Source organism: Mesorhizobium sp. NZP2298 (genome assembly GCF_013170825.1).
Taxonomy (GTDB): Bacteria; Pseudomonadota; Alphaproteobacteria; order Rhizobiales; family Rhizobiaceae; genus Mesorhizobium.
Genome location: NZ_CP033365.1, coordinates 1188748 through 1214686, shown reverse-complemented (window position 1 = coordinate 1214686; position 25939 = coordinate 1188748). Strand labels below are relative to the sequence as shown.

At 63.6% G+C, this 25939-nt stretch carries 28 protein-coding genes, 1 tRNA gene and 1 pseudogene; 11 read left to right on the top strand and 19 right to left on the bottom strand.

Annotation, left to right across the window (positions count from 1 at the left end):
• Positions 1-21: 21 nt before the first annotated feature.
• From EB231_RS05880 to EB231_RS05865, 4 genes are all read right to left on the bottom strand, one after another.
• Positions 22-1497: a M81 family metallopeptidase gene (locus EB231_RS05880; protein ID WP_172347999.1), complete on the bottom strand. Its 1476-nt coding sequence runs from the start codon at positions 1495-1497 to the stop codon at positions 22-24.
• 23 nt (positions 1498-1520) lie between these two features.
• Complete coding sequence (locus EB231_RS05875; protein WP_172347998.1) at positions 1521-2345, bottom strand: carbohydrate ABC transporter permease; 825 nt, start codon at positions 2343-2345, stop codon at positions 1521-1523.
• Positions 2342-3211, bottom strand: a complete 870-nt coding sequence (locus EB231_RS05870) for a carbohydrate ABC transporter permease (protein WP_056574965.1) — start codon at positions 3209-3211, stop codon at positions 2342-2344. Before EB231_RS05870 ends, EB231_RS05875 begins: the two co-directional genes overlap by 4 nt.
• A 149-nt stretch (positions 3212-3360) precedes the next feature.
• A complete protein-coding gene (locus tag EB231_RS05865) occupies positions 3361-4593 on the bottom strand; it encodes an ABC transporter substrate-binding protein (protein ID WP_172347997.1) in 1233 nt (410 codons plus the stop codon).
• 180 nt (positions 4594-4773) lie between these two features.
• Here EB231_RS05865 and EB231_RS05860 point away from each other — a divergent pair, with 180 nt between their 5' ends.
• Genes EB231_RS05860 through EB231_RS05850 form a run of 3 tightly spaced genes read left to right on the top strand, consistent with a single transcriptional unit; the run spans position 4774 to position 7532 of the window.
• Complete coding sequence (locus EB231_RS05860; protein WP_172347996.1) at positions 4774-5544, top strand: SDR family NAD(P)-dependent oxidoreductase; 771 nt, start codon at positions 4774-4776, stop codon at positions 5542-5544.
• A 2-nt stretch (positions 5545-5546) separates the two neighbouring features.
• Positions 5547-6614, top strand: a complete 1068-nt coding sequence (locus tag EB231_RS05855; protein WP_172347995.1) for an ABC transporter ATP-binding protein — start codon at positions 5547-5549, stop codon at positions 6612-6614.
• Between the two features lie 36 nt (positions 6615-6650).
• Positions 6651-7532 carry a MurR/RpiR family transcriptional regulator gene (locus EB231_RS05850; RefSeq protein WP_172347994.1) on the top strand — a complete coding sequence of 294 codons (882 nt, stop codon included), beginning with the start codon at positions 6651-6653 and terminating at the stop codon, positions 7530-7532.
• Positions 7533-7646: 114 nt separating this feature from the next.
• Here the strand turns inward: EB231_RS05850 and EB231_RS05845 are convergent, their stop codons facing one another.
• Positions 7647-7955: a DUF167 domain-containing protein gene (locus EB231_RS05845; RefSeq protein ID WP_172347993.1), complete on the bottom strand. Its 309-nt coding sequence runs from the start codon at positions 7953-7955 to the stop codon at positions 7647-7649.
• A gap of 13 nt (positions 7956-7968) precedes the next feature.
• Complete coding sequence (locus tag EB231_RS05840; RefSeq protein WP_027047523.1) at positions 7969-8259, bottom strand: YggT family protein; 291 nt, start codon at positions 8257-8259, stop codon at positions 7969-7971.
• Positions 8260-8405: 146 nt separating this feature from the next.
• On the opposite strand from EB231_RS05840, the gene EB231_RS05835 reads away from it, so the two are divergent.
• The 6 genes from EB231_RS05835 (at position 8406) to EB231_RS05810 (ending at position 11942) form a co-directional block, all read left to right on the top strand.
• Positions 8406-8481: transfer RNA gene (locus tag EB231_RS05835), tRNA-Ala, on the top strand.
• A 325-nt stretch (positions 8482-8806) separates the two neighbouring features.
• The gene (locus tag EB231_RS05830) at positions 8807-9556 is read left to right on the top strand and encodes a helix-turn-helix domain-containing protein (protein ID WP_172352823.1); all 750 of its coding nucleotides are present in this window, start codon (positions 8807-8809) and stop codon (positions 9554-9556) included.
• 421 nt (positions 9557-9977) lie between these two features.
• The gene (locus EB231_RS05825; RefSeq protein ID WP_246740883.1) at positions 9978-11036 is read left to right on the top strand and encodes a SagB/ThcOx family dehydrogenase; all 1059 of its coding nucleotides are present in this window, start codon (positions 9978-9980) and stop codon (positions 11034-11036) included.
• Between the two features lie 63 nt (positions 11037-11099).
• A complete protein-coding gene (locus EB231_RS05820) occupies positions 11100-11348 on the top strand; it encodes a hypothetical protein (protein ID WP_172347991.1) in 249 nt (82 codons plus the stop codon).
• A 3-nt stretch (positions 11349-11351) separates the two neighbouring features.
• A complete protein-coding gene (locus EB231_RS05815) occupies positions 11352-11585 on the top strand; it encodes a hypothetical protein (RefSeq protein ID WP_172347990.1) in 234 nt (77 codons plus the stop codon).
• Between the two features lie 33 nt (positions 11586-11618).
• Positions 11619-11942 (top strand): hypothetical protein, encoded by a 324-nt coding sequence (locus EB231_RS05810; protein ID WP_172347989.1) that lies wholly within the window; start codon positions 11619-11621, stop codon positions 11940-11942.
• Positions 11943-12004: 62 nt separating this feature from the next.
• On the opposite strand, the gene EB231_RS05805 is transcribed toward EB231_RS05810, so the two are convergent.
• From EB231_RS05805 to EB231_RS35070, 4 genes and pseudogenes are all read right to left on the bottom strand, one after another.
• The gene (locus EB231_RS05805; protein WP_340163202.1) at positions 12005-12853 is read right to left on the bottom strand and encodes an energy transducer TonB; all 849 of its coding nucleotides are present in this window, start codon (positions 12851-12853) and stop codon (positions 12005-12007) included.
• Positions 12854-12936: 83 nt separating this feature from the next.
• Complete coding sequence (gene exbD / locus EB231_RS05800; protein WP_172347987.1) at positions 12937-13401, bottom strand: TonB system transport protein ExbD; 465 nt, start codon at positions 13399-13401, stop codon at positions 12937-12939.
• Between the two features lie 12 nt (positions 13402-13413).
• Complete coding sequence (gene exbB / locus EB231_RS05795) at positions 13414-14310, bottom strand: tonB-system energizer ExbB (RefSeq protein ID WP_172347986.1); 897 nt, start codon at positions 14308-14310, stop codon at positions 13414-13416.
• 165 nt (positions 14311-14475) lie between these two features.
• Positions 14476-14655 (bottom strand): annotated as a pseudogene (locus EB231_RS35070) (ATP-binding cassette domain-containing protein); the annotation flags it as partial.
• Positions 14656-14906: 251 nt separating this feature from the next.
• Between EB231_RS35070 and EB231_RS05785 the strand changes: the two are divergent.
• Positions 14907-15587, top strand: a complete 681-nt coding sequence (locus tag EB231_RS05785) for a cysteine hydrolase family protein (RefSeq protein ID WP_172347984.1) — start codon at positions 14907-14909, stop codon at positions 15585-15587.
• 6 nt (positions 15588-15593) lie between these two features.
• On the opposite strand, the gene EB231_RS05780 is transcribed toward EB231_RS05785, so the two are convergent.
• Positions 15594-16538 (bottom strand): LLM class flavin-dependent oxidoreductase, encoded by a 945-nt coding sequence (locus EB231_RS05780; protein WP_172347983.1) that lies wholly within the window; start codon positions 16536-16538, stop codon positions 15594-15596.
• Positions 16539-16676: 138 nt separating this feature from the next.
• The gene (locus tag EB231_RS05775) at positions 16677-16832 is read right to left on the bottom strand and encodes a hypothetical protein (RefSeq protein WP_172347982.1); all 156 of its coding nucleotides are present in this window, start codon (positions 16830-16832) and stop codon (positions 16677-16679) included.
• 292 nt (positions 16833-17124) lie between these two features.
• On the opposite strand from EB231_RS05775, the gene EB231_RS05770 reads away from it, so the two are divergent.
• Complete coding sequence (locus EB231_RS05770) at positions 17125-17892, top strand: SDR family NAD(P)-dependent oxidoreductase (RefSeq protein ID WP_172347981.1); 768 nt, start codon at positions 17125-17127, stop codon at positions 17890-17892.
• Between the two features lie 190 nt (positions 17893-18082).
• Here the strand turns inward: EB231_RS05770 and EB231_RS05765 are convergent, their stop codons facing one another.
• From EB231_RS05765 to EB231_RS05735, 7 genes are all read right to left on the bottom strand, one after another.
• Positions 18083-19027 (bottom strand): ABC transporter permease, encoded by a 945-nt coding sequence (locus tag EB231_RS05765; protein ID WP_172347980.1) that lies wholly within the window; start codon positions 19025-19027, stop codon positions 18083-18085.
• Positions 19024-20079, bottom strand: coding sequence for an ABC transporter permease (locus EB231_RS05760; RefSeq protein WP_172347979.1), 1056 nt, complete (start codon positions 20077-20079; stop codon positions 19024-19026). The genes EB231_RS05765 and EB231_RS05760 overlap by 4 nt, the downstream gene beginning before the upstream one ends.
• Entirely contained in the window at positions 20079-21569 is a 1491-nt protein-coding gene (locus EB231_RS05755) for an ABC transporter ATP-binding protein (RefSeq protein ID WP_172352822.1), read from the bottom strand. Before EB231_RS05755 ends, EB231_RS05760 begins: the two co-directional genes overlap by 1 nt.
• 197 nt (positions 21570-21766) lie before the next feature.
• Entirely contained in the window at positions 21767-22798 is a 1032-nt protein-coding gene (locus EB231_RS05750) for a BMP family protein (RefSeq protein WP_172347978.1), read from the bottom strand.
• Between the two features lie 253 nt (positions 22799-23051).
• Positions 23052-24257, bottom strand: coding sequence for a 3-oxoadipyl-CoA thiolase (gene pcaF, locus EB231_RS05745; RefSeq protein ID WP_172347977.1), 1206 nt, complete (start codon positions 24255-24257; stop codon positions 23052-23054).
• Between the two features lies 1 nt (position 24258).
• Positions 24259-25053, bottom strand: a complete 795-nt coding sequence (locus EB231_RS05740) for a CoA-transferase subunit beta (protein WP_172347976.1) — start codon at positions 25051-25053, stop codon at positions 24259-24261.
• Positions 25050-25907, bottom strand: a complete 858-nt coding sequence (locus EB231_RS05735; protein WP_172347975.1) for a CoA transferase subunit A — start codon at positions 25905-25907, stop codon at positions 25050-25052. The genes EB231_RS05740 and EB231_RS05735 overlap by 4 nt, the downstream gene beginning before the upstream one ends.
• Positions 25908-25939: the final 32 nt, after the last annotated feature.

The following is a 25939-nucleotide window of genomic DNA, read 5'->3' as shown; positions in this document are numbered from 1 at the left end:
TCGAGGGGGAGATCAGCAGCGTCACGCCTTCCACGGATCCTTCACCCTCGGCCACACCGGCCGTGTCAGCTTCTTGTAATCCGTCACCGCAGGATTGCTCGGATAGGAACTCGGCGCAGAGACATAGATGATCTCGGCGGCTATCGGTTCGAATCCGGCATAGAAATGGTTGGTCGACTTGATCAGCAGCATGTCCTTGGCCAGCGGATCGACGCCGATGTTGGAGAAAATGTCCGGCTCGAAAGTCTGCGTGCGGTTGGTGTTGAGGATGATGTCGACCTCGGTACCCTCGATGCGGACCAAAGCGGCCGGCCCAAGTGTCACCCGGCTTGGCCCGAAACTCTGCCACCCCTCGTTAACGGCCTTCAGCACCTTGACGCGCGCATCGATCGGCTCGCCCGCCTGAGGTCCGGCCTTGCCGCCGAAACGCAGGTCGATGACGGCGCCCTCGCCGGCCGCCAGGCAGAAGGTCACGGCAATCGGATCCCAGATCGTCGCCACGCCGAACTTGTCCAGGCCGCGCGCCAGCATCTGGCGCAACACGAAGGTGCCGTCGCCGGGAACGCCGCCGCCGGGATTGTCCCAGATGTCGGCGATGACCACCGGCTTGCCGGGATTCCGGGCACGTACGGCCAGCGCCCGGTCGATGCCGTCGGCGGTATCAAGCATCGTCATCGCCGTATTTTCACGCATGGCATAGAGTTCGCGTCCAAGCTGTTGCGCCAGCGCATCGCCCCTGGCCTTGTCATTGTCGGTGACGACGAGGATGCGCGTGCCCATTTCCGGCACGTCGGCGGCCATGAAGCCGTGGATGACCGATACCGACAGCACACCGTCCTTGCCATGCATCGCCTTGATACGGTCCACGAAGGAGCGCATCGGCTCGCGGCTGGTCGGCAGCACCTGGATCATGCGGCAGTCGAAGGTCGAAATCGCCGGCTTGATCTCGCCGCGCGCGGCAGCCAGGCCAAGCTCGACGACATGTTCGCCGCGTTCATAGAAGTCGGTGTGCGGGAATTCGAGGAAATAGGCCATGATATCGGAGGCGGCCACGCGCTTCGGCGTCAAATGGCTGTGCGGATCGAACTCGGAGGCGATCACCACCTTGGGTCCGACAATTGCCCGCACGCGCTCAAGCAGGTCGCCTTCGCAGTCGTCATAGCCTTGCGCCACCATGGCGCCATGCAGGCCGAGGATGACCGCGTCGACCGGCAGTGCCGCCTCGAGCTGCCCGAGAATCTCGTCGCGCAGCGCCTCGAAGGTCTGCCGCTGCACCAGGCCGCCGGGCTCGGCCCATGTGGCGGTGCCTTCGATCACGGTCAGTCCTTCGGCGGCTGCGCGCCGGCGCAAGGCCACGATCGGCGAGGAACACAATGTCGGCGTCTCGGGATGCTTGCCCGGCCCGGCATAGAACGCCATCTCGAACGAGGCCCGGTCGGTCGGCACCGGCGAGAAGGTGTTGGTTTCGGTCGCCAGCGAGGCGGTGAAGATACGCATGAAGACTCCGTGGTGATTGCCGGCTACTTGACCGCCCCGAGCGCCAGTCCCCTGACAAGATATCGCTGCAGCCAGATGAACAGGATCGCCACCGGCAGCGTCGCCAGCAAAGTCGCGGCCATGACGTGATGCCACTCGATCGTGTAGCGGCCGGCGACGAGAGAAAAGACCTGAATCGGCAGCGTGTAGCTCTCCTGGCTGCGCAGCATGGTCAGCGCCACGACGAATTCGTTCCAGGCGTTGATGAAGGTGAAGATCGCCGTGACCGCGATCGCCGGCAGGCAGAGCGGCAGGAACACTTTGCGCAGGGTCAGCCAGCGGCCGGCGCCTTCCATCCAGGCGGCTTCCTCGAGATCGCGCGGAATGGTGTCGAAATAGCTCTGCAGCATCCACACGGTAAAGGCGACGTTGAAGGCCATGTAGATGAAGCCCAGCGCCGTCGTCGATTCGACCAGCCCCCAGGCGGCCATCAGCCGGAACAGGCCGAGCACCAGCACGATCGGCGAGATCATCTGCGAGATCAGCAGGAACTGGCGAAAGGCCCCATAGCCGGCAAAGCGAAAGCGCGACATCGCATAGGCGGCGGGTACGGAGATCAGGATGGCGCCGACCGTGGCGATGACCGACACATAGAGCGAGTTGGCCAGCGCCTGGCCGAAACCGGTCGCCACCCACATGTCGGAGAAGTTCGACCAGCGGAACTCGCTCGGCCACCATGTCGGTGACAGCACTTCCTGCCGTGGCTTGACCGCGGTCAGGAACATCACCGCGAAGGGAAAGATCGTCACCACGATCAAAGGCGCCAAAAGCAGCCAGGCGATGATGGTGCGTTTGAGCTTGGGCGTCATGCGCGTTGCTCCCGCATGGCGAGGCGCACATAGATCATGGTGAAGACCAGCAATATGGCGAACATCACCAGCGACACCGCCGAGGCCTCACCCAGTTTGCCGATGCGGAAAGCCAGCTTGTAAAGGTGGGTGACCAGGATGTCGGTCGAGTTGGCCGGCCCGCCCTGCGTCATCACCCAGATGATCGGGAACGAATTGAAGACATAGATGGTGTTGAGCACGATGGCGATGTTGATGAACGGTTTCAACAACGGAAAGGTGATCTCGCGGAACTGCTGCAGCGGCGTGGCACCCTCAAGGGCGGCCGCCTCGTAGAGATCGTCCGGGATCGACGACAGGCCGCCGAGGAAGATCGTCGTGGTGAACGGCACCGTCACCAATATGCCGATCAGCACCTGCATCGGAAACGCCGTCTCGGCGCTGGCCAGCCACTGGATGTTGTGGTCGATCAGGCCAAGCCCGAGCAGCGCCGAGTTCAGCATGCCGCTTTCACCGCTCAGCGCCCAGCGCCAGACCACCGCCGTCATGGTTAGCGACACCGCCCAGGGCAGCATGATGATGACACGGGCAAGACCGCGGCCATAAAAATCGGTGTTGAGGATCATCGCCACCGGCACCGACAGCAGCAGTGCGCCGCCGACCACCAGCACGGTCCATAGACCGGTGCGCCAGAGTGCCGCGACGAAGTCGGGATCGGCGGCAAGCGCCGCGAAATTGGCAAGGCCGCTGAATTCGCGCAACTGGCCGAAGCGGTTGACGTCATGCGTCGAGATCTGGATCAGGTCCCAGACCGGCCAGAAGATGACGACCGCCGCCAGGAACAGGCTGGGCAAGGTCAGAAGATAGGGTAAGAAACGATTTTGCATCGGTTGGCCTGCAACCTCGGCGCACAGGATCAGAAGGTTCTGCTTATGCGAATTTCGGATCGGGAAACCAAGGGGAGTGGCGCGCCCCGCCTGAATCTGAGGCGCGCCACGGGCGCAGGGAGATACGCCCTATTTCTTGAGCACGGCCGCTATTTCTTCAACACTGCATTGGCCTTGGCCGCCGCGTCCTTCAGGCCTGCCTCGGGGTCGCCACCGAGATAGATCTTCTGCATGGCATCGGACGTGATCTGGGCAACCTCTTCCCAGCCCGGGATGACCGGCGCGAAGCGGGCGTCGGGCAAAAGCGCTGTGAAGGCGGCGAGGTCGGCATTGTTGACGTAGTAATCCATCTTGGCCTCGTCCTTGTTCACCGGCAGGAAGCCCTCGCCCTGCGTGAACTTGGCGCGTTGCTCCGTGGTGAACAGGAAGTCCATCAGCTTCCAGGCCTCATCCTTGTTCTTGGAGTTCTTGAACATGATCATCGAGTCGGTGACGCCATAAGTGCCGCGCGCCCCGGTCGGGCCGGCCGGAATGGCGGCGACGCCGTATTTCAGGGTCGGTGCCTCGTCCTTGATCTGGTTGGACAGGAAGGGCGCGGTGATCATCATGCCGACCTTGCCCTGCTTGAACAGGTTCTGCACATCCTCGCGGTTGTTGGAGGTGACGCCCGGCTCGGTCAGGCCTTCGTCGATCATCGACTTGTAGAGCTTGGCGGCTTCGAGCGCGCCCGGCGTGCCGAGGCCCGACGTGCCATCCTTGTTGAGGATCTCGGTGCCCTGCGACCACATGGCGTAGTAGTAATAGACGTCGGTCTCGATCTCCTTGCCCTGCAGGCCGAACCCGAAAGTACCGGACCCCAGCGCCTTGATCTTGCGGGCATCGTCCTGCAACTCGGTCCAGGTTGCCGGCGGCTTGGCGATGCCGGCCTTCTCGAACAGCTCCTTGTTGTAATACATGGCCCGGGCAGACGCCGCGATCGGCAGGCCGTAGGTCTTGCCGTTCATGATCGAGGGCGACAGGAAGGTATCGATGAAACGGCCCTTGAATTCGGGCGTGATGTAGCCGTCGAGCGGCTCGGCGACATCCTGCTGGACGAAGTCGATCAGCCAGCGCGTGCCGATGATCGACAGATCCGCATTGGTGCCGGCGGTGATGTCGGTGGTCAGCTTCTGCAGGAGCACATCCCACGGCACGACTTCGAACTTGACGGTGATGCCGGGGTTCTTTGCCTCGAACTCCTTCTTCACCTCCTCGAAATAGGGGCCGGTCTTGGCACTGTATTCGGCGACGGTGACGCGCACCTCACCCGCAGTCGCCTGCGCCGCGAAGGCCAGCATGCTCATTCCGGCCATCAGGCCGGCAGTCCATTTGGCTAGGCTCATCCGATCTCTCCCATTGTTTCGCGCATTTGCGCTGCCTGTGCCGATAGCTGGCACAAGATTATGTGACTTTCCTACATTATCGATGAATACGCGCCATGCAAGCGGATTATCATGTTGCTTAATTACATTCCTTTCTTTAGCCTGCCGGCATCTGCCTGACCTGCGGGAGGAGCAAGCGCCGTGGTTTCGAAAGCCGAATTCGCAGGCCGCACTGTTGTCGTCACCGGTGCCGGCGGCGGCCTTGGCTCGGCCATCGTCGCACTGCTGGCCGGGAGGGGGGCGCGGGTGGTCGGCTGTGACCAGTCCGAGGAGGCGCTGGCAAGCCCGCGGCTTGCCTCGCGCCATGTCTTCAACCTTCTCGACCGGGCTTCGATCGAGGCGGGGATCGCCGCTGTGCTGGACAAGGACGGCGTGCCCGACATCCTGATCAACAATGCCGGCTGGACGCGTGCCGAGACGATCTCCGCACTCAACGCCGACAATATCGAGCATGAACTCGACCTCAATCTGACCGGGGTCATGACCTTCGCCGATCCTATTGCCAAGGCGATGGCCGCGCGCGGCTCAGGCAGCGTCGTCTTCATCTCTTCCGTCAACGCCATCGCGCATTTCGGCAATCCGGCCTATGCGGCCGCCAAGGCCGGCATCAACGCCTATGCCAAATCGATCGCGGTCGAGCTTGGCCGCAGCGGCGTGCGCGCCAATGTCGTCTGCCCGGGATCGATCCGCACCGCCGCCTGGGATCATCGCCTGGCCAAGGATCCGGAAATCCTGGGCAAGTTACAGCGGCTTTACCCGCTCGGCCGCATCGTCAATGCCTCGGAAGTGGCCGAAGCCGTGGCTTTCCTTGCGTCGGACCGCGCCTCGGGCGTAACAGGCGTGGTGATGCCCGTGGATGCGGGGCTGACCGCCGGCTGCCTGCCGTTCATCGACGACATATTGGGAGCGTGACCATGACCGACGTCCTGTTTCGCAACCTGTCGAAATCCTTCGGCCAGCACAGGATCCTCGAGGACATCGGCCTCGACATCAAGAGCGGCGAATTCGTGGTGCTGGTCGGCCCGTCCGGCTGCGGCAAGTCGACCTTGCTGCGCATGCTGGCCGGGCTGGAGACGATCACGTCAGGCGATCTCCTGATCGGCGGCGTGCGCGCCAACGACCTGCCGCCACAGCAGCGCAACATCGCCATGGTGTTTCAGTCCTATGCGCTGTTCCCGCATCTGAAAGCCTCGGACAATATCGGCTTCGGCCCGAAGATCCGCGGCGAGACCCGCGCGGCCGTCGACCAGAAGGTCAAGAAGGCCTCGGGCGTCCTCAACCTGTTCTCCTATCTCGATCGCTATCCCCGGCAATTGTCGGGCGGCCAGCGCCAGCGCGTCGCCATGGGCCGCGCCATCGTGCGCGAACCGTCGGTGTTCCTGTTCGACGAACCCCTGTCCAACCTCGACGCCCAATTGCGCGTGCAGATGCGCACCGAGATCAAGGCGCTGCACCAGCGGCTGAAGTCGACGATCGTCTACGTCACGCATGACCAGATCGAGGCCATGACCATGGCCGACCGCATCGTGGTGATGGACCGTGGCCGGATCCAGCAGGTCGGAGCGCCGCTCGAGCTCTATGACAGGCCGGCCAACAAGTTCGTCGCCGGCTTCCTCGGCTCGCCGTCGATGAGCTTTGTGTCGGGGGCACTGAAGGCGACGCCTGAGAAGACATGGTTCGAATCGGCCGGCGGCGGCCGGCTGGCGCTTGCCGGCAAGGCGGTGCCGGCGGGCAGCGCCGTGGAGGCCGGCATCCGACCCGAGCATTTCATCATCGGTGAAGCCGCCGACGCCATGGCGCTCAAGGTGGATGTCGTCGAGCCGACCGGCTCTGAAACCCACGTCTATGGCGTCATCGGCGCCGATACGGTGCGCGCCGTGTTCCGCGACAGGGTGCCGGTCAGTCCGGGCGACCTGCTGCCGGTCTCGGTCGATCCTGGCAACATCCATCTGTTCGACAAGGCGACAGGCCTGCCGCTGTAAAACGAGAAGTACCAACATGAAGACGAAAACACGGGCATGAAGACGCCGGCCGACATCATCACGCGGCTGCAGCTGATGTCGCAGGACGGCACCAAGTCGGATCGCCGGCTGGCTGGCCTCGTGCTGTCCGATCTCGATTTCGCCTCCAAGGCCGCGATCTCCGAGATTGCCGCACGCGTCGGCGTCAGCGAGCCTACGGTAACCCGCTTCTGCCGCAATCTCGGCTGCGAGGGGCTGCGCGACTTCAAATTCTACCTGGCGCAGGCCATAGCCATCGGCGGCCAGTATCTGTCGCCCGAGCCGCTGAGCCGCGACGCCCGCGAGCAGCGCATCGCCTCCGCCATCACCGAGGCCGCGATATCGGCCATCCAGCGCGCCAGCGAGAACCTCGACATGACGACGCTGGTCGCTGTCGCCGAGCGCATCGCGACGTCAGGCAATGTGCTGTGCATCGGCTCCGGCGGCATCTCCTCGATGATGGCGACCGAGATGCAGAACCGGCTGTTCCGGCTCGGCCTGCCGGTGCTGGCCCAGATCGACGGCCAGTTGCAGCGCATGTACGCCGCCGTTGCCACGCCGGAAACCACGCTGGTCGCCTTTTCAGTGTCCGGCTATGCCCGCTCGGTCATCGAGGCGGTGCAGGTCGCGCAGCAATATGGTGCCACCACGGTGGCCGTCACGGCGCCCGATTCAACGCTGGCCAAGGCGGCCGACACGGTCATCCACCTGCAGCCGCTCGAGGATGGCAACATCTACAAGCCCACATCGTCGCGCTACGCGCTGCTGGCGATCGTGGACATGATCGTGACATCGGTTGCGGAGACGCGCGGCCCCAAGGTGCTGGAGAATTTGCGCCGCATCAAGCAAAGCGTGAACACGCTGAAGGTCGACGACCCTAGGCTGCCGCTTGGCGATTGAGGGCAGGCGCCGAAGCGGCCAATCTCCTCCCTTGCGGGGGAGATGTCCGGCAGGACGAAGGGGGCGCTGTCCCGCCGACAGTCAGTTCGGAAGTGCCACAGCACTGATTGCGGATCAGCCGAGCGCCTCGACACGCTGCGCCAGCGCCCCTGGATCACCCGCTATGCGCAGCGTCTTGAGCCGTGCCGTGCCGCCGGCGACGACCGAAACGGCCGATGTCGGCACTCCCAGCGTCTTGGCGACCAGCTTTTCCAGCGCCTGATTGGCGGCGCCGTTTTCCGGCACGGCGCGGACCCGCGCCTTCAAATGGCTTCGCCCGTCCGCCGATGTTTCGACGCCTTCCAACCTGTCCATGGAAGATTTTGGCGTCAGCCGGACGAACAGTTCGATGCCGTTCTCGCGGATGCGCAGCGGCGCGCTCATGCGATTGTCGGGATCACAGCACCAGCGGGGCTACCGTGGTGAGAATGAACTGCCTGACGAAGAACAGGATCAACAGCAGGATGATCGGCGAGATGTCGATGCCGCCAAGGTCGGGCATGAAGCGGCGGATCGGCCGCAGGGCCGGCTCGGTCAGCCGATAGAGCATGTTGCCGATGCTGCCGACGAACTGGTTGCGCGAATTGACGACGTTGAAGGCATAGAGCCAGGAAAAGATCGCCGAGGCGATGATGATCCACCAGTAGAGGTCGAGCGCCATGACGATGGTTTGAATGAGGGCGAGCATGCCGGTCTCCAATTGTTGCCGACATGTAGCCATTGCACGCGAAACCGGCAAGGGCCGGCAGCCGCTGCGCCGGCCAACGAGGATTTCGGCAAAACGCCGCCTTGACAGAAATCCGCCGCGCCCGATAAATGCGCCATCCGTTGGACGGGGCTGTAGCTCAGCTGGGAGAGCGCGTCGTTCGCAATGACGAGGTCAGGAGTTCGATCCTCCTCAGCTCCACCATCGGAATAATCGCTTCTCCGGTTTTTGGCGCGCCGCCAGGGCGCAAGCCCATGCGATGCAAGGCGATGCGACGTTCCGCGCGCCAAAGCCCCCGAAAAAAGCCATAGGCGATTTGGCTGGGTTCGAGGCAAGACAGATTGTCAATTGGACTTATGGCGATGACCGTTGTCGGATTGCGCTATTTTTTTTGAAAGCCTCCCCATTAGACTGCTGTTCTCAAATCAGTTTTTTCTGTGAGTTGCGACAAGGCGTTTCGGCGGGGGCGACCGAAGGCGCTATATGGATTCCGAGTCGGAATGAAGAATTCGCCCGCGAAAGCAAAGACGTGTCCATTCGCGAGAATCTCGCTGCAAATCTCAGACGGCTCTGCAAGGACCATGCCTCCGTAAGCGCGGTTTGCCGCGAGTTGGGTATCAACCGCACGCAGTTCGAACGTTACCTGCAAGGGCAGACCGTTCCGAACAAGGCCACTGCCAAACTGATCTGCGACTACTTCCGCATCGATGAAGCCGAACTGTATCGCGACCCGGGCATTCCCGAGCCCATGGCCACCGGCCTGCCGCCGATTTCGGAAAGCCTGTTCAAGCAGATGATCCGCCCGCCCGCCCCATCGATCGCGGGAGGCACCTATTTCACCTATTTTTCGATCCCGACCCGTTCCGACCTGTTGGTGCGGTCGGTAACCTTCGTGCGTCGCGAGGCCGAACTGGTCACATTCCGCCGGGTCACCGGGTGGTCGGAGCGCCGTGGCTCGATATGGGCGCGGGCGCGCGGCAATCACTATGGCGTGGCGATCTCTCGCCTGAACTGGATCTATTTCAGCGGCATCAACCGTCGCCAGACCGGCGAGCCCTCACTGATCTCCGTGCAATGGGCGCCGATCTCCGAACCGGTTCTGATCGGCAAGGCCATGCTCCTGACCGAGGCCGGGCCGGCATTCGTATCGGTCATCATGCGGCAGGACATGTCCGGCATCCGGCCACGGCATGCGATCCGCATGGCGCATGTCGTCAAGCTTGACGATCCGGGCATCGATCCGTTGGTCGTCAGCCTCGCCCGGGACGGGCAGGGCTGATCTCGCGCACCCAATTTACGCTAAATAAGAATAAGAATACCTCGAAAGAGCGTATGCTAGCGTAGCCCTACTCTTTATCCGAGAAAAATCGATTTTTTAAACTTTAACACGAAGAAAGATATTTTAGATCGCGCGCCTTTTACTACGGTTTTAACAAACCATTAACTCTTTCGACCTTACCTTTCTTCTCGCGGATCCCACGGTGGGGATCTTTCAACAGATCCCATTTGGGGGTCGGGAAAGGGACGAAAAATGGCCAAGAAAGTGAGCAATGCCCCGAAGCTGACGGTTGCCGCGGGCACGCAGACCGTCTTCTTCTCGCAGGGCATGCACTACAACAAGCGCTGAAGTCGTTCGGCGCCGACGGGATGTTCGCCCGTCGGCGCGTCACATTCACAAAACGGCATTCAGCATCATGAAAATGCGCTCTTCAAAAACGCTTGTTTTCTATCCCGGGACCAACAAGGTCACGGCCTGCAATTTCCTGACCAGAAGCGTCTTCGAATGCAGCCCCGAGGTGATCGGTCTTCTTGCGTCCTGGGACGAATGGGCCTCCACGACGGAGATTGCACGCGCCCACGGATGGTCGAAATCCGACCTCAATGCCGTCGTGCCGCAATTGCTTGATTTTTCCGCCCTGGTCACCGCCGGCTCGCCACTGGCCGAACAGGAAACACAGTTCTCCGGACAGTGGAGCTGGGGCATTCCGACCGCGCTGATGCATTTCTGCGTCCAGGACTCAGAATTCATGACCATCGAACAGGCCGAGGCCCGCCAGATCGAACGCGCCGGTCATGTCGCGCAGCCCGACCTCATGCTCAAGAACGCCGTCGGCGCCATCCGGCTGCCGAACGCACTCGAAGACAATGAACTGCTGAGCCTGATGGCGCGGCGCCGCACCAACCGCACCGCTGCCGCGCCCACCATCACCGCGCAGCAGCTCTCCGATTGCCTGTTCGCGGGCATGGGCATTACCGGCGAGACCAGCAACTGCGTTGGCGCCCTGCCGCTGGGCATGACCCCTTCTGGCGGCGCGCGGAATCCTTATGAGGCCTATGTGGTCGCACGTGGTGTCGAGGGTCTGGAACCCGGCGTCTATCATTATTCCGCCGCCGATCACGACCTCGGCAGGATCCCTGCCAACCATCTGCCGAAGATCTCCGAACTGGTCGGCAGGCAGGAATGGGCTGATACCATGCCATGCCTGATCCTGCTCTGCGCCAGGCTCGACCGCACCATGTGGAAATATGAGGATCCCAACGCCTATCGTGTCGTGCTGATCGAGGCCGGCCATATCGGCCAGAACATGATGTTGGCGGCAACCAGACATGGCTTGTCGGCCTGCCCTACGGCAGCGCTGAGCCATTCGGCGATCAAGCGTCTCCTTGGCCTCGACCGCCTCACGGACGCACCTGTTTATGCGTTGACCCTCTCGATCCCGGAACCAAGCCCGTATCCGGCGGGCCAGTCTATTAATTAGCCGACTTATTATATTTAACCAGTATGCGTTCCCCGAGTTCTTATCCGATAACAGGAGCAACACGTGGCAAATCATTCCCTACGGCAGTCAGAGATCGATAGCCTTCAATATATCGCGTCGATGACCAACGAGCTGGTGCAGATGGCCGAAGCAAGCCGTTTTCCCATGATCTCCTATCTGCTGGGCATGGCCTATGCCGAAGCCTTCGACGTCCTGCGCGGCGCGCGGCCGGCAAGGCATGCGCAGCTCAGCGGCAACCCGATGCATTCCAGGCCGAATGTAAAGGAACACGCTCAGCCACGGAGAGCGTAGGGGATGCAACCGTCAACCCTGTGCTCGCCGGTGGGCTCTCAGCCGAACCGGTGGGAGACACTGTGTGCGCTGCAAACCCTGCTGCCGCTCCTGAAGAAGGCAGCTGGCGGCCTTGAGCGTCCCGACATGGTCTACTGGTTCGAGCAGGCCGACGCGGAGCTTGCCAAGATCATCAGGGGTCGGCCGTCCGATACCGCCGCGATCCCCGCCTTGATCGCCCGCAGCCCGCAGAATTGACATCATGCCTAGAGAATCGAGGGGCGCCCGCCAATGAACATGATCGCACCCATCAGGAGCGCCGACGCCAGGGAAAGCGTCTTCGGCCGGCTCCATGTCCTGATCGCCAGTCGACCGGCATCACCGGATGCCGCGCGCGCCGAGGCCCGGCAACTGATCTCGATGGCGATGGCCGACACCTGGCAGGCCGACAGCCTCTGGGGCGCGGCGGACGCCTTTCACATCCATTTCGATTTCATGATGCAAACCATCGAGATCAACGGCGCCGACGATCCGAACCTCCGGCTCCTGCGCACGAAATGCCGCTTCTACCTGGAGCAGGTCGAAGCGCTCTGCCAGTCGATGAGCTGCCAGTAGCCAAAACGGCCGACCCCGCATCGTCGGGCCATGGCCAGTTGTGACTGTGCCATGGCCCGCGCTTAATCGCGCAAATTATACTGCAGAGGGACTCTGACCAGAGAACTGACCCCTTCCGGCGGCGGGGGCACTTTGGCGCCCCGCAACATATCGAGCGTAGCTCTATCGAGATCGGGGTCCCCGGAGGAGCCGGCAATGCGAACCGAGGTTACTTGCCCAGAAGGATCTACCGCGAAGGCTACGCTCACCGTACCCGTTGCGCGACGGGCCCTCGCCGCGCTCGGATAGCGCTTGTGCCTATTGATCCACGCCGTCAACTGCGAATTCCATCTCTTGGAATCGCCTGATCGCGAAACCGCTCCAGCCGACTTCGGCGCTGCCGTTTTGGCCGCCGCCTTGGCATCAGCGCTAGTTACGGCTGTTGTCTTTGGTGGCGCGGCCTTCTCCTTCTTTGGCTTCAACTTCCGCTTGTCGACGGGCTTCTTCGTCTTGGCCTGGACCGGCTTCTTGTCCTTGGGCGCCTCGACCGGTTTTGCCTGCGGCAGCGGAACAACCACGTCCGGGGCGATGGCCTCGGCAACATCCGGAATGATCTCGTCCGGCTGTTGCTGGTCGACCTGTTCAGCCGTCTCGGCCTGGGTGGGTTCGGTTTCGTCGGGTGGCGTGGTGTCCGGCTGCTCGACAACCGGGTCCGTCTTGTCAATCTGCTCGTTGGGCGTCGGTTCAGTGGTCGGCGTCGGCTCGCTCTGATCGGGCACCACGGCGTCCAGCATTGCGGCCTGTTCCGGCACTGCCGGCGTGACCACCATCGGCGCCATCTCGATCACCGGGGCCGGCGGAGGCCCGCCATCCGTCTCGATGGGGTTGAAGCTTTGCACCGCATAGGCGACCGCGACATGGGCGCCAAGCACCAGCGCCCCCGCTCCCGCCCACAGGCCAAGATCGCGCCATCCGAAGCGCGAAAGCTCAACCGTGGGGGAATCGGCCGTTTGCGTCATGGCACGGACGTTCCCGCTGGAACCGTTACCGGTGCAGCAGCGGTCGCCGTCTCCAGGCCGACCAGCGCGATCTTCAGATAGCCGGCGCCGCGCAGCAGGTTCATGGCCTCCATCAGGTCGCCATAGGCGACCGCCTTGTCGGCGCGCAGGAAGATGCGCGTCTGCTTGTCGCCCTTGGTCCTGCTGTCCAGCGTGGCCGCGAAGGCCGGGCGCGGCACGGTGTCATTGCCGATCGCCAGCGTGAGATCGTCCTTCAAGGTCAGGAACAGCGGCGTTTCGGGCCGGGGCGCGGGCGTCGCCGTCGACCCCGGCAGGTCGACATTGACGTCCACCGTCGCCAGCGGCGCGGCGACCATGAAGATGATCAGCAGCACCAGGATGACATCGATGAAGGGCGTGACGTTGATCTCGTGGTTCTCCTCGAGATCAACGTCCATGGTCTGTCGGATTCTGCTTCCCATGGCGTCGCCCCGCTACGCCGCCGCCAGGGCTGTCGCCGGCGAGACAGCACGGAAATCCAGGTCGCGGCTGACCAGCCGTTCGACGCCCGCCGAGGCGTCGGCGAGGATCTGCCGGTAGCCGGCTATCGAGCGGGCGAAGACGTTGTATATCACCACCGCCGGAATCGCCGCGACGAGACCCATCGCGGTGGCCAGCAGCGCTTCGGCGATGCCCGGCGCGACCACGGCGAGATTGGTGGTCTGCGCCTGCGAGATGCCGATGAAGGCATTCATGATGCCCCAGACGGTGCCGAACAGGCCGACGAACGGCGCGGTGGAGCCGATCGTCGCCAGCACACCGGTGCCGCGCGACATGCGCCGCGACGCCGCCGCCTCGATGCGCGACAGGCGCGAGGTGACGCGTTCCTTCAATCCGTCGCCGCCGACATGGTCGAGCGCCCCGGCCGAAAGCGCGGTCTCTTCTTCCGCCGCCTTGACCAGAAGCGCGCCGGGGCCGCCGCTGCGGTCGAGCGCGCGGCTGGCTTGCTTCAGCGTCGCGGCATCGCCGATCGCTCGAACTGCCCGGCGGATGCGCAGCTTGCCACCGAAAATCTCCAGCGATTTGGCCAGCCATATCGTCCAGGTGACGAGCGAGGCGAAGGCCAGCCCGATCATCACCGCCTTCACGATGATGTCGGCGGCCATGAACATGCCCCATGGCGACAAATCGTGCGGCAGGTTCAGCTCCATGGCCCCCGTTGGCGCGGCCCCGGCAGGCGCCGACGTAGCCGGCTGGCCAACTTGCTGCGCGGGTGCGGCGGGAGAGGCAGCCGCGGGAGCAGTACCGGCCGGTTGCTCCTGGGCCACGGCGCCGCCGCCTGCCAGGATCACCGATGCGACCAACGCCGCCAACAAACGCGTTCTAGACAAAAGCTTCTTCCTTGTTCTCGCAGCGACCAGCCGCTTCCTATTGCGCCACCGCATCAAATCTCGTCACTGCACATAGCCGGCGGGTTGTCCGGTGACCGGGTGCGCGAACACGCCCATCTCCACGCGGAAAATGCCTCTCAGCACATCGCCCCGCGTGATTTCGCCTGGCGTGCAGCGCGCCAGCAGCTTGATCAGCGTCGACTTGCCCGAACCGTTGTGACCGATCAGCCCGTGGACGCGCGAGCGTTGCAGTTCGAGCGAGACAGGGCCGAGCAGCGTCCGCTCGCCGACGGCAAACCGCACCGCGTCGATATGAAAGGCGGTCTCAGCTCCAGCCACGGTCATGGTGTCTCCAGTGCGGCCACCCGCATTTCCAATTTCTGGCCTCGGCAGTCCAACGTCCGGTTGACTATGAAACATGACCTTACTAGTCAACATTTAAGATGACTGCAACAGGTCGTGGCAGCGATACATACCCAGCGGCAGCATGACCGCCCCAACATCCTGCCACTTCGCGTCAGAGCGGCGAGCTGAGTGGACGACTTGAACTTCGCCAGTCAGGATGGCTCTCACGATCGGTAAGGAGGCACCTTCGGATGATCAAGGCAACGCCCTTCGACTTCCCTTATGACGGCAGGCTGGTGGCCGAAAACACAGCGCTTGTCGTCATCGACCTGCAGCGGGATTTCCTGTCGACGACGGGCTATTTCGCCAAGCAGGGATATGACCCCTCGCCGCTGCGGGCGATCCTGCCGGCCGTGAATCGGCTGATATCGGCCGCGCGCAAAGCCGGCGTCAGGGTCATCCACACCAGGCAGGGTTATCGGGCTGATATGGCCGACATGACGCCCTACGAGAAATGGCGCCGCAAGCGCTCCGGTCTCGACGGAACCGACATCCTGCTGCGCTCGGGCGCGGGATTCCAGATCGTTCCGGAGATCGATGTCGCGCCTGATGACATCATCGTCGACAAGACCTGCAACAGCGCCTTCACCTATACGGATTTCGAACTTGTGCTGCGCGCGCAGGGCATCACGCATCTGATGTTTTCCGGATGCACGACCGATGTCTGCGTCCACACCACGCTGCGCGAAGCCTGCGACCGCAATTTTCAGTGCCTGACGATCCCGGACGCCTGCGCCAGCGGCGACAGGCAAGCCCATGAGGCAGCGCTTCACATGGTGACGGTCGAGGACGGCGTCTTCGGGGTGTTGGCCGATTCAGCCGCCGTCATCGAGGGCCTGTCGCGGCTTGGCGACAGGCGGGCCGCAACATGATCGGCTTCAGCCGGCAGCCCGCGTCTCCAGCCCTGCGCGTGGCGCATAGGCCCCCGGCTGGAAAGCATCATGTTCTTCGCGGCGCGCCAGGGAATTGCGCAGCAAGGCGATGGTCTCCCTGCCAACCGTCGCGATCTCACGCGGCGTGTCGACGCCAACGATCATGAATTCGTCGATCCCGAGCCCGGCATAGGCAAGCAGCGACAGGGCGGCTTGAGCAGGCGGGCCGGACAGGTCGACCGCCTTGTAGCCGGCGGTGAAAGCGCCTTGGTGGATCCTGACCGGAAGCGCGAAGCGCAGCTTGCCGGCCCGGCCGTGTTCGGCGGCGGCACCGCGCACCCGCTCCATCAACTGCCGGACCTCATCAATCGAGCCCGGCGCCAGTTCGAAGACATCGGCATGTCGCCCGGCCACCTTCAGTGCCGTTCCCGATTGCCCGCCCATGCGGATGACAAGGTCGGCGCCATGCGGCCCCTTGCGCTCGATATAGCCGCCCTTGATGCTGTAGAAGGCGCCTTCATGGTCGAAGGGCCGGTCGTTCGACCACAGCCGCTTCAAGAGCACCAGATATTCGTCGATGCGCTGCCAGATCACGCCATGTCCGACCGGCCGCGTCTCGGCGTCATCGTCGTTCAACGGCTCGCTGATCATCCGAAGCGCCAGCCGTCCGCCGCTCTCCCTGTCGATCGATGCCAGTTGGCGGGCCGCCACCGTCGGTTCGATCACGCCGGCCCAATGGGTCAGCACCACTTCCAGCGACGCGGTGCGATTGAGCACCTGGGCACCAAGATCCATATTGGTCAGCAGTCCGGCCGGATCATCGACGACGATCTTCTGGAAACCGCTATCCTCGATCAGCCCGAGCTTGGTCGCGGTCTCGGCGAAATCGTAGAAGAAGGGAACGGCGGCGTCAGCGGGCTTGCCGGGGACATGGGTGAATTCGATCGGCATTGTCATCTCCTCCATCGCTGGAATCATGGATGCTGTGAAATGCGAACCACGGCCGCGCGCAAACGCACCGGGATCCGGTTCATTCAACTCCGATTGCCTGAAGACAGTGGGGAAACTAACCCCTGTCGGTCCGACGCCTTAGGGAATGAGGCCCAGAACGACGGCCCCGGTGAACACGAACGCAAGGGCAAAGACGAGATAGGCGAAAGCTCCGGCATAGGCCGGGCGAAAGGTCTGGGCATTGGCCAGCCTCTGGCCGCTGCCGTCAGTCTGAGCGTTCTGGATATAGGACATATCGACCTCCGTCTCGCCCGTTAATCTATAAAACTTGTAGACTTTGTCGATTGCTATTTTTATGCCTTAGGCAGAATAATTTTCTCATTTCAGGCCGTAGGTTGGTTATGAATTTCTGGGATCAACCTGTCATGCGATCGATTGGCGGCCATTGCAATTGCTCCCAGGCACGCTCGAATGGAACTATGTCCTTGTTTCCGCTGCACCCAATTCGTCCATTGGCCGACCGATGCGGGCGCGGTAGCATCACTCAACAGGCAAGCGCAAAATGGGTCGAACAGGGGAGTAGACAATGGGCACAAGACTGGCCGGCAAGGTCGCCATCATCTCGGGCGGGGCGACGGGAATGGGTGGGGCAGCCTCGGAGCTGTTCGCGGCGGAAGGCGCCAAGGTGGCGATCATCGACCGCAATGGCGAGGCGGCCGCGGCAACGGCGGCGACGATTCGTGCTCGCGGACACATAGCCGAGCATTTTGTCGCCGACGTATCCGACGAAGCCCAGGTCGAAGCGGCGGTGAAGGGCGCGACGGAGAAACTCGGGCCGGTCACGGTGCTGTTCAACCATGCCGGCACCATCGTGATAAAGCCGTTCCTGGAGACGACCGTGCAGGAATGGGACTGGCTGCATGCCGTCAATGTCCGCTCCATGTTCCTGATGACCCGCGCCGTGCTGCCCGGCATGATCGCTGCGGGCGGCGGCTCGATCGTCTGCACCTCGTCGATCTCGGCGGTGGCGGCGACGCCGATGGAGGTGCTCTACGACACCACCAAGGGCGCCTGCCACATGTTCGCCCGCGCCATTGCCGTCGAGTTCCGTGACCGCAACATCCGCTGCAACGCCGTCTGCCCTGGCTTCATCAGGACGCCGCACGGCCTGCGCGAGGTCGCCGACCTCGGCAAGCTTGGCGTCGACGTTTCCGATGCGGCACTCGCCGCGCAGCAGGGCCGCATCGGCGAGCCTGAGGAAGTGGCGAAGGCAGCGCTGTATCTCGCCAGTGACGAGGCCAGCTTCGTCAACGGCGCGCATCTGTTCGTCGACAACGGTTTTACCGCGATGTGAGGCTTCTCAGGGACAAGCGCAGCTCAACGGAGTTGGGGGCAACCCTTGGCGCGGTGCAGGAAATTCTCGCGCCTTGATGCTTTTTCAGTATCCTTCGCGACGGTTGCCAGGTGGTTCCCCCACTCCGTCGCTGCTTCGCAGCGCCACCTCCCCCCTCCGGAGGGAGGAAAGGGCACCAAAGTCCTGCTTGCTACCGCTCTTCCCTTCGAAACGGCTTGAGCAGCGCCGACGGCGCCACCGCGTTGCGCGACATGAAGGCCATCGCGACGATGGTGAAGATGAAGGGAAGCATCAGGAACGCCTCGTAGGGGATGTGCCCGAGCCCGCTCGCCTGCATGCGCAGCTGCAGCGCATCGACGAAGGCGAACAGCAGCGCGGCACCCGCTGAGCGCCACGGGTCCCAGCGGCCGAACACGACCAGCGCGATCGCCACCCAGCCACGCCCGGAGACGACGCCGAAGGTGAAGGCGTTGAACTGCGCCATCGACAGGAAGGCGCCCGCCAGCCCCATCAGCGCACCGCCGATGATGACGGCCTGGAAACGCGTCGCAATGACGCTGACGCCGGCCGAATCGGCCGCGCGCGGGTTCTCGCCGACCATGCGCACCGACAGGCCCCAGGGCGTGCGATAGAGCACGAAGGCGGCAAGCGGTATGGCAATGATCGCCATGTAGACCAGCGCGAACTGGTTGAACACCGCCGGTCCGAGCACCGGAATGTCGGAGAGAACAGGGATCGGCAATGTCTGGAAACCCTTGATGCTTGGCGGCACCGATTGCTGGCCGAAGATCAGCCGGTAGAGGAAATAGGCGAGGCCCGATGAGAACAGCGTCACGCCAATGCCGCAGACATGCTGGCTCAGGCCAAGCGCCACCGTGAACAGCGCATGCAGCGCGCCCATCAGCATGCCGGTCAGCACCGCCGCAAGCACGCCCAGCCACAGGCTGCCGCTCAGGCTGGTGGCGGTGAAGCCCGTCATCGCGCAGAGCAGCATGATGCCTTCGATGCCGAGATTGAGCACGCCGGCCCGCTCGGAAAACATCTCGCCCAGCGTGGCAAAGGCCAGCGGCGTGGCGATGCGGATGATGGCGGCCAGGAAGCCGACCTGGAAGATCTGTTCGAACACCGCGCTCATGAGGCTGTTCCCACGCGGCGGATGCGATAGGCGGTGAACAGCAGCGCCACCAGCATGGCGAGCAGCGCTGTCCCCTGGATGACGTCGCTGAGGAAGGCCGGCACGCCGGTTGCCCGCGACATCGCCTCGGCGCCGGTCATCACCGCGGCCAGGAAGATCGCCGCCGGCACCACGCCCAGCGGGTTGAGCCGCGCCAGCATGGCGACGACGATGCCGGAATAGCCGTAGCCCGGTGAGATGTCGCTCATCACCTGGAAATGCACGCCGCCGACTTCGCCGACGCCGGCAAGCCCGGCCAGCGCACCGGACAGCAGCGCGGTCGACAGCAGCACGCGTTCGACGTGGATGCCGCCATAGCGTGCGGCTTCCGGATTTTCGCCGGTGACCCTGATCCTGAAACCAAGCGTCGTGCGCGCGATGAGGAACCAGATTAAAGGTGCGGCGATCAGCGCCGCCACGACGCCGAGATGCAGGCGTGTGCCTTCGATCAGCACCGGAAAGTTGGCCGAATCCTCGATCGGCGGCGAGATCGGATAGCCGCTGAAGCTATCCTTCCACGGCCCTTCGATCAGCGCCATCAGGGCATAGTAGATGACCGAATTGAGCAGCAGCGAGCTGACCACATCGTCAACCTTGAACTTGACCCGCAGCGTGGCGGGAACAAGGGCGACGGCCGCTCCGGCGGCGGCTCCGGCGATGGCCATCAGCAGCATGGCGAGCGGCCCCGGCATCGGGATCGCGCCGACGAAGCAGCTGGCGACCGCGCCGGCCAGCAATTGCCCTTCAGCACCGATGTTCCAGAATTTGGCGCGGAAGGCGACGGCGACCGCCAGCCCGGTGAAGATCATCGGTGCGGCGCGCACCAGCGTTTCGGTGATCGCATAGCTGTCGCCGAGCGAAGCCGTGAACATCACGCCGTAGGATTCGAGCACGCCGGCGCCGGCAAGCGCGATGAGGCCGCTGCACAGGACAAGCGTGGCGCCGATCGCCAGCAGCGGCAGCGCCAGATTGAACCAGGCGGGCGTGGAGGTGCGGACTTCCAGGCGAAACATCAGCCGTGGCCCTCCGCCCCGGTCATCATCAGGCCGAGCCGCGCGATCGTCGCATCGGCGCTGTCGAGCGTGCCGACGATGCGGCCTTCATACATCACCGCGATGCGGTCGCAGAGCACGAGCAGCTCTTCGAGATCCTCGCCGATGACGATGATGCCGCAGCCCTTGGTCCGCATGTCGAGGAATTTTTCGTGGATGAAGCGGGCGGCGCCGATGTCGAGGCCGCGCGTCGGCTGGGAAACGATCAGCACCTTCGGATCGAAGGCGAGCTCGCGCGCCAAGAGCGCCTTTTGCAGATTGCCGCCGGACAGCGCCCCGGCCCGGGTCATCGGCCCGGGGCATCTGATATCATAGGCCTTGATCTGCGCTTCGGCGAAGGCGCAGATCGCGTCCGGCTTGAGCAGGCCCTTGGCTGAAAACGCGGCGGTGCCGATGCGCGGCAGCACCATGGAATCGGCGAGCGGCAGATTGGTGACCAGGCCGGTCGTCATGCGGTCTTCCGGGATGCGGCCGAGGCCAAGCGCCTGCACCTCGCGCGGCGAGAACCGCGACACCTTCTGGCCGGCGATCGTCATCCGGCCGGCGTCGGGCACGCGCACGCCGGAGATCACCTCTGCCAGCGCCCGCTGACCATTGCCCGACACGCCGGCGATGCCGAGGATTTCGCCGGCGCGAACGGCAAGCGACACATCGCGCAGCACGGTGCCGGAATGACGCGAGGTGGAAATGCCGTCGAGCGTCAGCACATCGGCACCGGGCGTCGACGCGCCCCTTGCCGGCGGCACGATTTCGTGACCGCACATCAGCTCTGCCATCGCCGCCGACGTGGTGTTGGCGGGATCATCAACGCGGCCGGCGACGCGGCCAAGCCGCAGCACCGTGCAGCGATGTGTCAGTGCCCTTACCTCGTTGAGCTTGTGCGAGATGAAGATGATGCCGAGGCCCTGTGCCGCCATCGAGCGCAGCGCTGAAAACAGTCCGTCGACCTCGCTTGGCGCGAGCACCGCCGTCGGCTCGTCGAGGATCAAGAGCTTGGCGCCGCGAAACAGCGCCTTGACGATCTCCAGCCGCTGCTGTTCGCCGACCGAGAGCGCCGAAACCGGCAGATCGGGATCAAGCGTCAGCCCGTGCTGGCGGCTGATTTCAGCCAGCCGCGCCAGCCCGCCGACGCGATCGATCCGCCCCGATTTGCCCGGGATACCGATGAGCAGGTTTTCCAGCACCGTCAGCCGTGGCGCCAGATGAAAATGCTGGTGCACCATGCCGATGCCGGCGGCCAGTGCGTCAGCCGAACTGGTGATCCTCACTGGCTGGCCCTGGATCAGGATTTCGCCGGCGTCCGGCGCGTAGGCGCCGAACAGCACGTTCATCAGCGTCGTCTTGCCGGCGCCGTTCTCGCCCAGCAGGCCGAGGATCTCGCCCGGCGCGACGCTGAGGTCGACAGCCTCGTTCGCCTTGACGGCGCCGAACCTCTTGGTGATGCCGCGCATTTCGATGAGTGGGGCGGGCGTCGGCAAAGCGAAATCCTGATGGCGTTGGCTCGGCTCTTCACCCTCCCCCTTGTGGGGAGGGTCGGCTTACGATCGCAGCGAAGCGAAGAGCGTGAGACGGGGTGGGGTGCGGCGCTGACCCCCATCCCGATCCGCTTCGCGGATCGACCCTCCCAACAAGGGGGAGGGTAAGGAAGTCAATCCGAAACCGGCGTGTTCTCGTCCACATCCACCCGGAAATTGCCTTCCAGAATCTCGGCCTTCTTCTTCTCGACCAGGTCCTTGACGTCCGCAGGCAGCGTCTTGTCGAACTTGTGGTAGGGGGCGAGATAGGAACCGCCCTTGGCCATGCGCGAGAAATCGCCATAGTCCTGCGCGGTGTAGACGCCGGCCTTGACCAGTTTGATCGCCTGCTCGACCGTCGGGTACATGTCCCAGACCGGGCCGGTGATGACCGTATCGGGGCCGAGGCTGGACTGGTCCGACATGTTGGAGATGGCGAGGATTTTCTTCTCGACCGCCGCCTCGATGACACCGAAGCGCTCGGCATAGATAACGTCGACGCCGGCATCGATCTGCGCCACCGCGGCCTCCTTGGCCTTTGGCGGATCGAAGAAGGAACCGATGAAGGCGACCTTCTTCTTGACGTTCGGGTTGACCTCCTTGGCACCGGCAAAGAAGGCGTTGACCAGCCGGTTCACTTCCGGAATGCCCATCGCCGCCACGGCGCCGACCGTGCCCGATTTCGACATCTTGCCGGCGATCATGCCCGAGAGATAGGCCGGCTCATGAATCCAGTTGTCGAAGACGCCGAAATTGGGTTCGGCGGGGCCGGCACCCGAACCGAACAGCCAGGCGGTTTTCGGGAACTGCTTGGCGGTGCGGCGCGATTCACGCTCGGCGGCGAAGGCATCGCCCAGCACCAGCTGGTAGCCGCCTTGCGCATATTCGCGCATGACGCGGCTGAAATCGGCGGTCTGCACCTTCTCGGACCACTTGTATTCGATGCCGAGTTCCTTCTCGGCCTTCTGCAGGGCGACATGGATCTGGTTGTCCCAAGGCTCCTCGATCGGCGTGGCGAAGATCGCCGCCACCTTCAGCTTCTTGTCCTTGGCGAAGGCGACGCCCGGCAGCATCGCCGCTGCCAGGCCAAGCGCGCCGAGCTCCAGCACGTTGCGTCGCGAAATCCCTTCGCGTGTCGATTGGAATTTGGTCTTCCGGTTTTCCATTGCAGTCCCCTCTGTTCGACAGCCGTGTCGAGCCGGCTGTTCTAAAAATCAGCCTACAGCGCCGCGCGTCCCTCGGACGCGCAGAGGACGCTGTAGCTCTTAGTTCTGCGCATGATCCTTTCCGAAAATCGATTTCGATTTTCGGGGTCATGCGCGGGGAACTATGGAACGAGCCTGGGCTTTTGTCCACATGGTCAAATTTGGCGACGCGCCGAATCGGACCATGATTTCGGCAAGCCAAGGGATCGCGCGATCAGACCCTTTCGAGCGCGATGGCGATGCCCTGGCCGACACCGATGCACATGGTGGCCAGGGCGTAGTGGCCGCCGCGTTCGCGCAGCTCCAGCGCCGCCGTGCCGGAGATGCGTGCGCCCGACATGCCCAGGGGATGGCCAAGCGCGATGGCGCCGCCATTCGGATTGACGTGCGGCGCATCCTCGGCAATGCCGAGCTGGCGCAACACGGCGATGCCTTGCGAGGCAAAGGCTTCGTTGAGCTCGATGACATCGAATTGTTGCGGCGTCAGGCCGAGCCGCGCGCACAGTTTCTGCGTCGCCGGTGCCGGGCCGATGCCCATAATACGCGGCGCAACGCCGGCCGCGGCCCCGCCGAGGATGCGGGCGATCGGCGTCAGGCCGTATTTGTGCGCTGCTGCTTCCGAGGCAACGATCAGTGCAGCCGCCCCATCATTGACTCCGGAGGCATTGCCGGCCGTCACCGTGCCGCCCTGACGGAACGGCGTCGGCAACTTGGCCAATGTCTCGACCGTGGTGCCGGCACGGGGATGCTCGTCCTTCGAGACGACGACGGCATCGCCCTTGCGCTGCGGGATCGTCACCGGCGTGATCTCCTTGGCCAGCCTTCCATTGGCCTGCGCGGCGACGGCCTTGTCCTGGCTGCGCACGGCAAAGGCGTCCTGGTCCGCGCGCGAAACGGCAAAATCCTCGGCGACGTTCTCGCCGGTTTCGGGCATCGAATCGACCCCGTACTGCTTTTTCATCAGCGGATTGACGAAGCGCCAGCCGATGGTGGTGTCGTAAATCTCGGCATTGCGCGAAAAGGCCGTGTCGGCCTTGGGCATGACGAAGGGCGCCCGGCTCATCGATTCCACGCCGCCGGCGATCATCAGTTCGGCCTCCCCGGCCTTGATGGCGCGGGCGGCGATGGTCAGCGCGTCCATGCCCGACCCGCACAGCCGGTTGACGGTCGAACCCGGGATCTCCTTCGGCAGGCCTGCCAGCAGCAGCGCCATGCGCGCGACGTTGCGGTTGTCCTCGCCGGCCTGGTTGGCGCAGCCATAGACAATGTCGTCGACCGCCTGCCAGTCGATGCCGGAATGGCGCTCGACCAGCGCCTTCAGCGGGACGGCGCCGAGGTCGTCGGCACGCACGGAAGACAGCGACCCGCCGAAGCGGCCGATCGGCGTGCGGATGTAGTCGCAGATATAGGCCTCGGCCATGTTATGCAGCCTTTGCTTTTCCGGTTCCCTCATGCGCCGCCCTGGTGCGGGCCTGCAGGTCGCGCAATGTATTGAGTTCGAGTTCGCTTGGCGCCGGTGTTTCGTCAAGCGCCTCGGCGAACTTAACGACCCAGCCACAGCTTTCCTGCACCTGCTGGCGGGTGACGCCCGGATGCAACGACACGACGGTGAATTCCTTGGTCACCGGGTCCGGCTTCCAGATGGCGAGATCGGTGATCAGCAAGGTCGGGCCTGATGTGTCGATGCCCAGCCGCTTGCGATGGTCGCCGCCCTCGCCATGGCCGAAGGACGTGAAGAAGTCGATCTTTTCGACCATGCCGCGCTTGGTCTGCGCCATGGTGATGTAGATTTCCTTCGATGAGGTCGCGATCTCTGGCGCGCCGCCACCGCCGGGCAGCCTGGTCTTGGGATGGAAATAATCGCCGATGACCGTGGTGTTGATGTTGCCGAACTTGTCGAGCTGCGCCGCACCGAGGAAACCGATCGAGATGCGGCCGCCCTGCAGCCAGTAGCGGAACATTTCCGGCACCGCGACGGTGGTGACAGCGGTTTCGCACAATTCGCCATCGCCGATCGACAACGGCAGCACATCAGGCGCGGTACCGATCGTGCCGCTCTCATAGATCAGCGTGATGTCGGGCGCATGCGTCAGTCGCGCCACATTGCAGGCGGCGGACGGCGCACCGATGCCGACGAAGCAGACATCGTCGTTCTTCAACGCGCGGCTGGCGGCAATGGTCATCATCTCGTTGGGGGTGAAGCCTGTCCCGCTCATGCCGCTTTCCTCAGATGCTCGACACGTCCGGCGAAGTCGCCGGCGCTCTTCTCGATGACGTTTGCCTGCATCCAGGCCTGGAATTTCTCACGGTCGGCGGCGATCTCGTCCCACTCCAGATAGGCGGCGTTGTCGCGCGCGTAATAGCCATGCGCGTAGGACGGGTGCGATCCGCCGGGCACGACGGAGATCGCCGCGATCGTCCAGCGCGGCAGCACCGTCAAATTGGGATGGAGATCGTCGAAATTGTCGGCCACTTCCTCCACGGTCACCACGGCGCGTTTGGCCGCCAGCACCGCTTCCTTCTGGATGCCGATAATGCCTTCGACCAGCACATTGCCTTTCTTGTCGGCCTTCTGCGCATGGATGAAGGTGACGTCGGGACGGATCGAAGGCACCGCCGCCAGAACCTCGCCGGTGAACGGACAAGTGACCGACTTTATGTTCGGGTTGACCGCCGCGAGGCCTGCGCCGCGATAGCCACGGAACACCGCGCAGGGCAGGCCGGCCGCTCCCGCCTCATAGGCATTGGCCATGCCGGCATGGCTGTGCTCCTCGACCTCGATCGACCGGGGAAAACCGTTCTCGATGGCGTCACGCGCACGCCGCAGAAGGCCGACGCCGGGATTGCCGACATAGGAGAAGACGATCTTCTTCGCCATGCCCATGCCGATCATCTGGTCGTAGATCAGGTCTGGCGTCATGCGGATCAGGGTCAGGTCGCGAAATCCCTGGCGGATCGCCTCATGCGCGGCGGCTGTCGGGATCAGATGGGTGAAGCCCTCGAAGGCGACGGTATCGCCATTGTTCAAATTCTCCGCAACGGCCTGCTTGAGCGGCAGGAACTTGACCATCGCCAGGGCTCCAATCCAAAAAGTTCGTATTG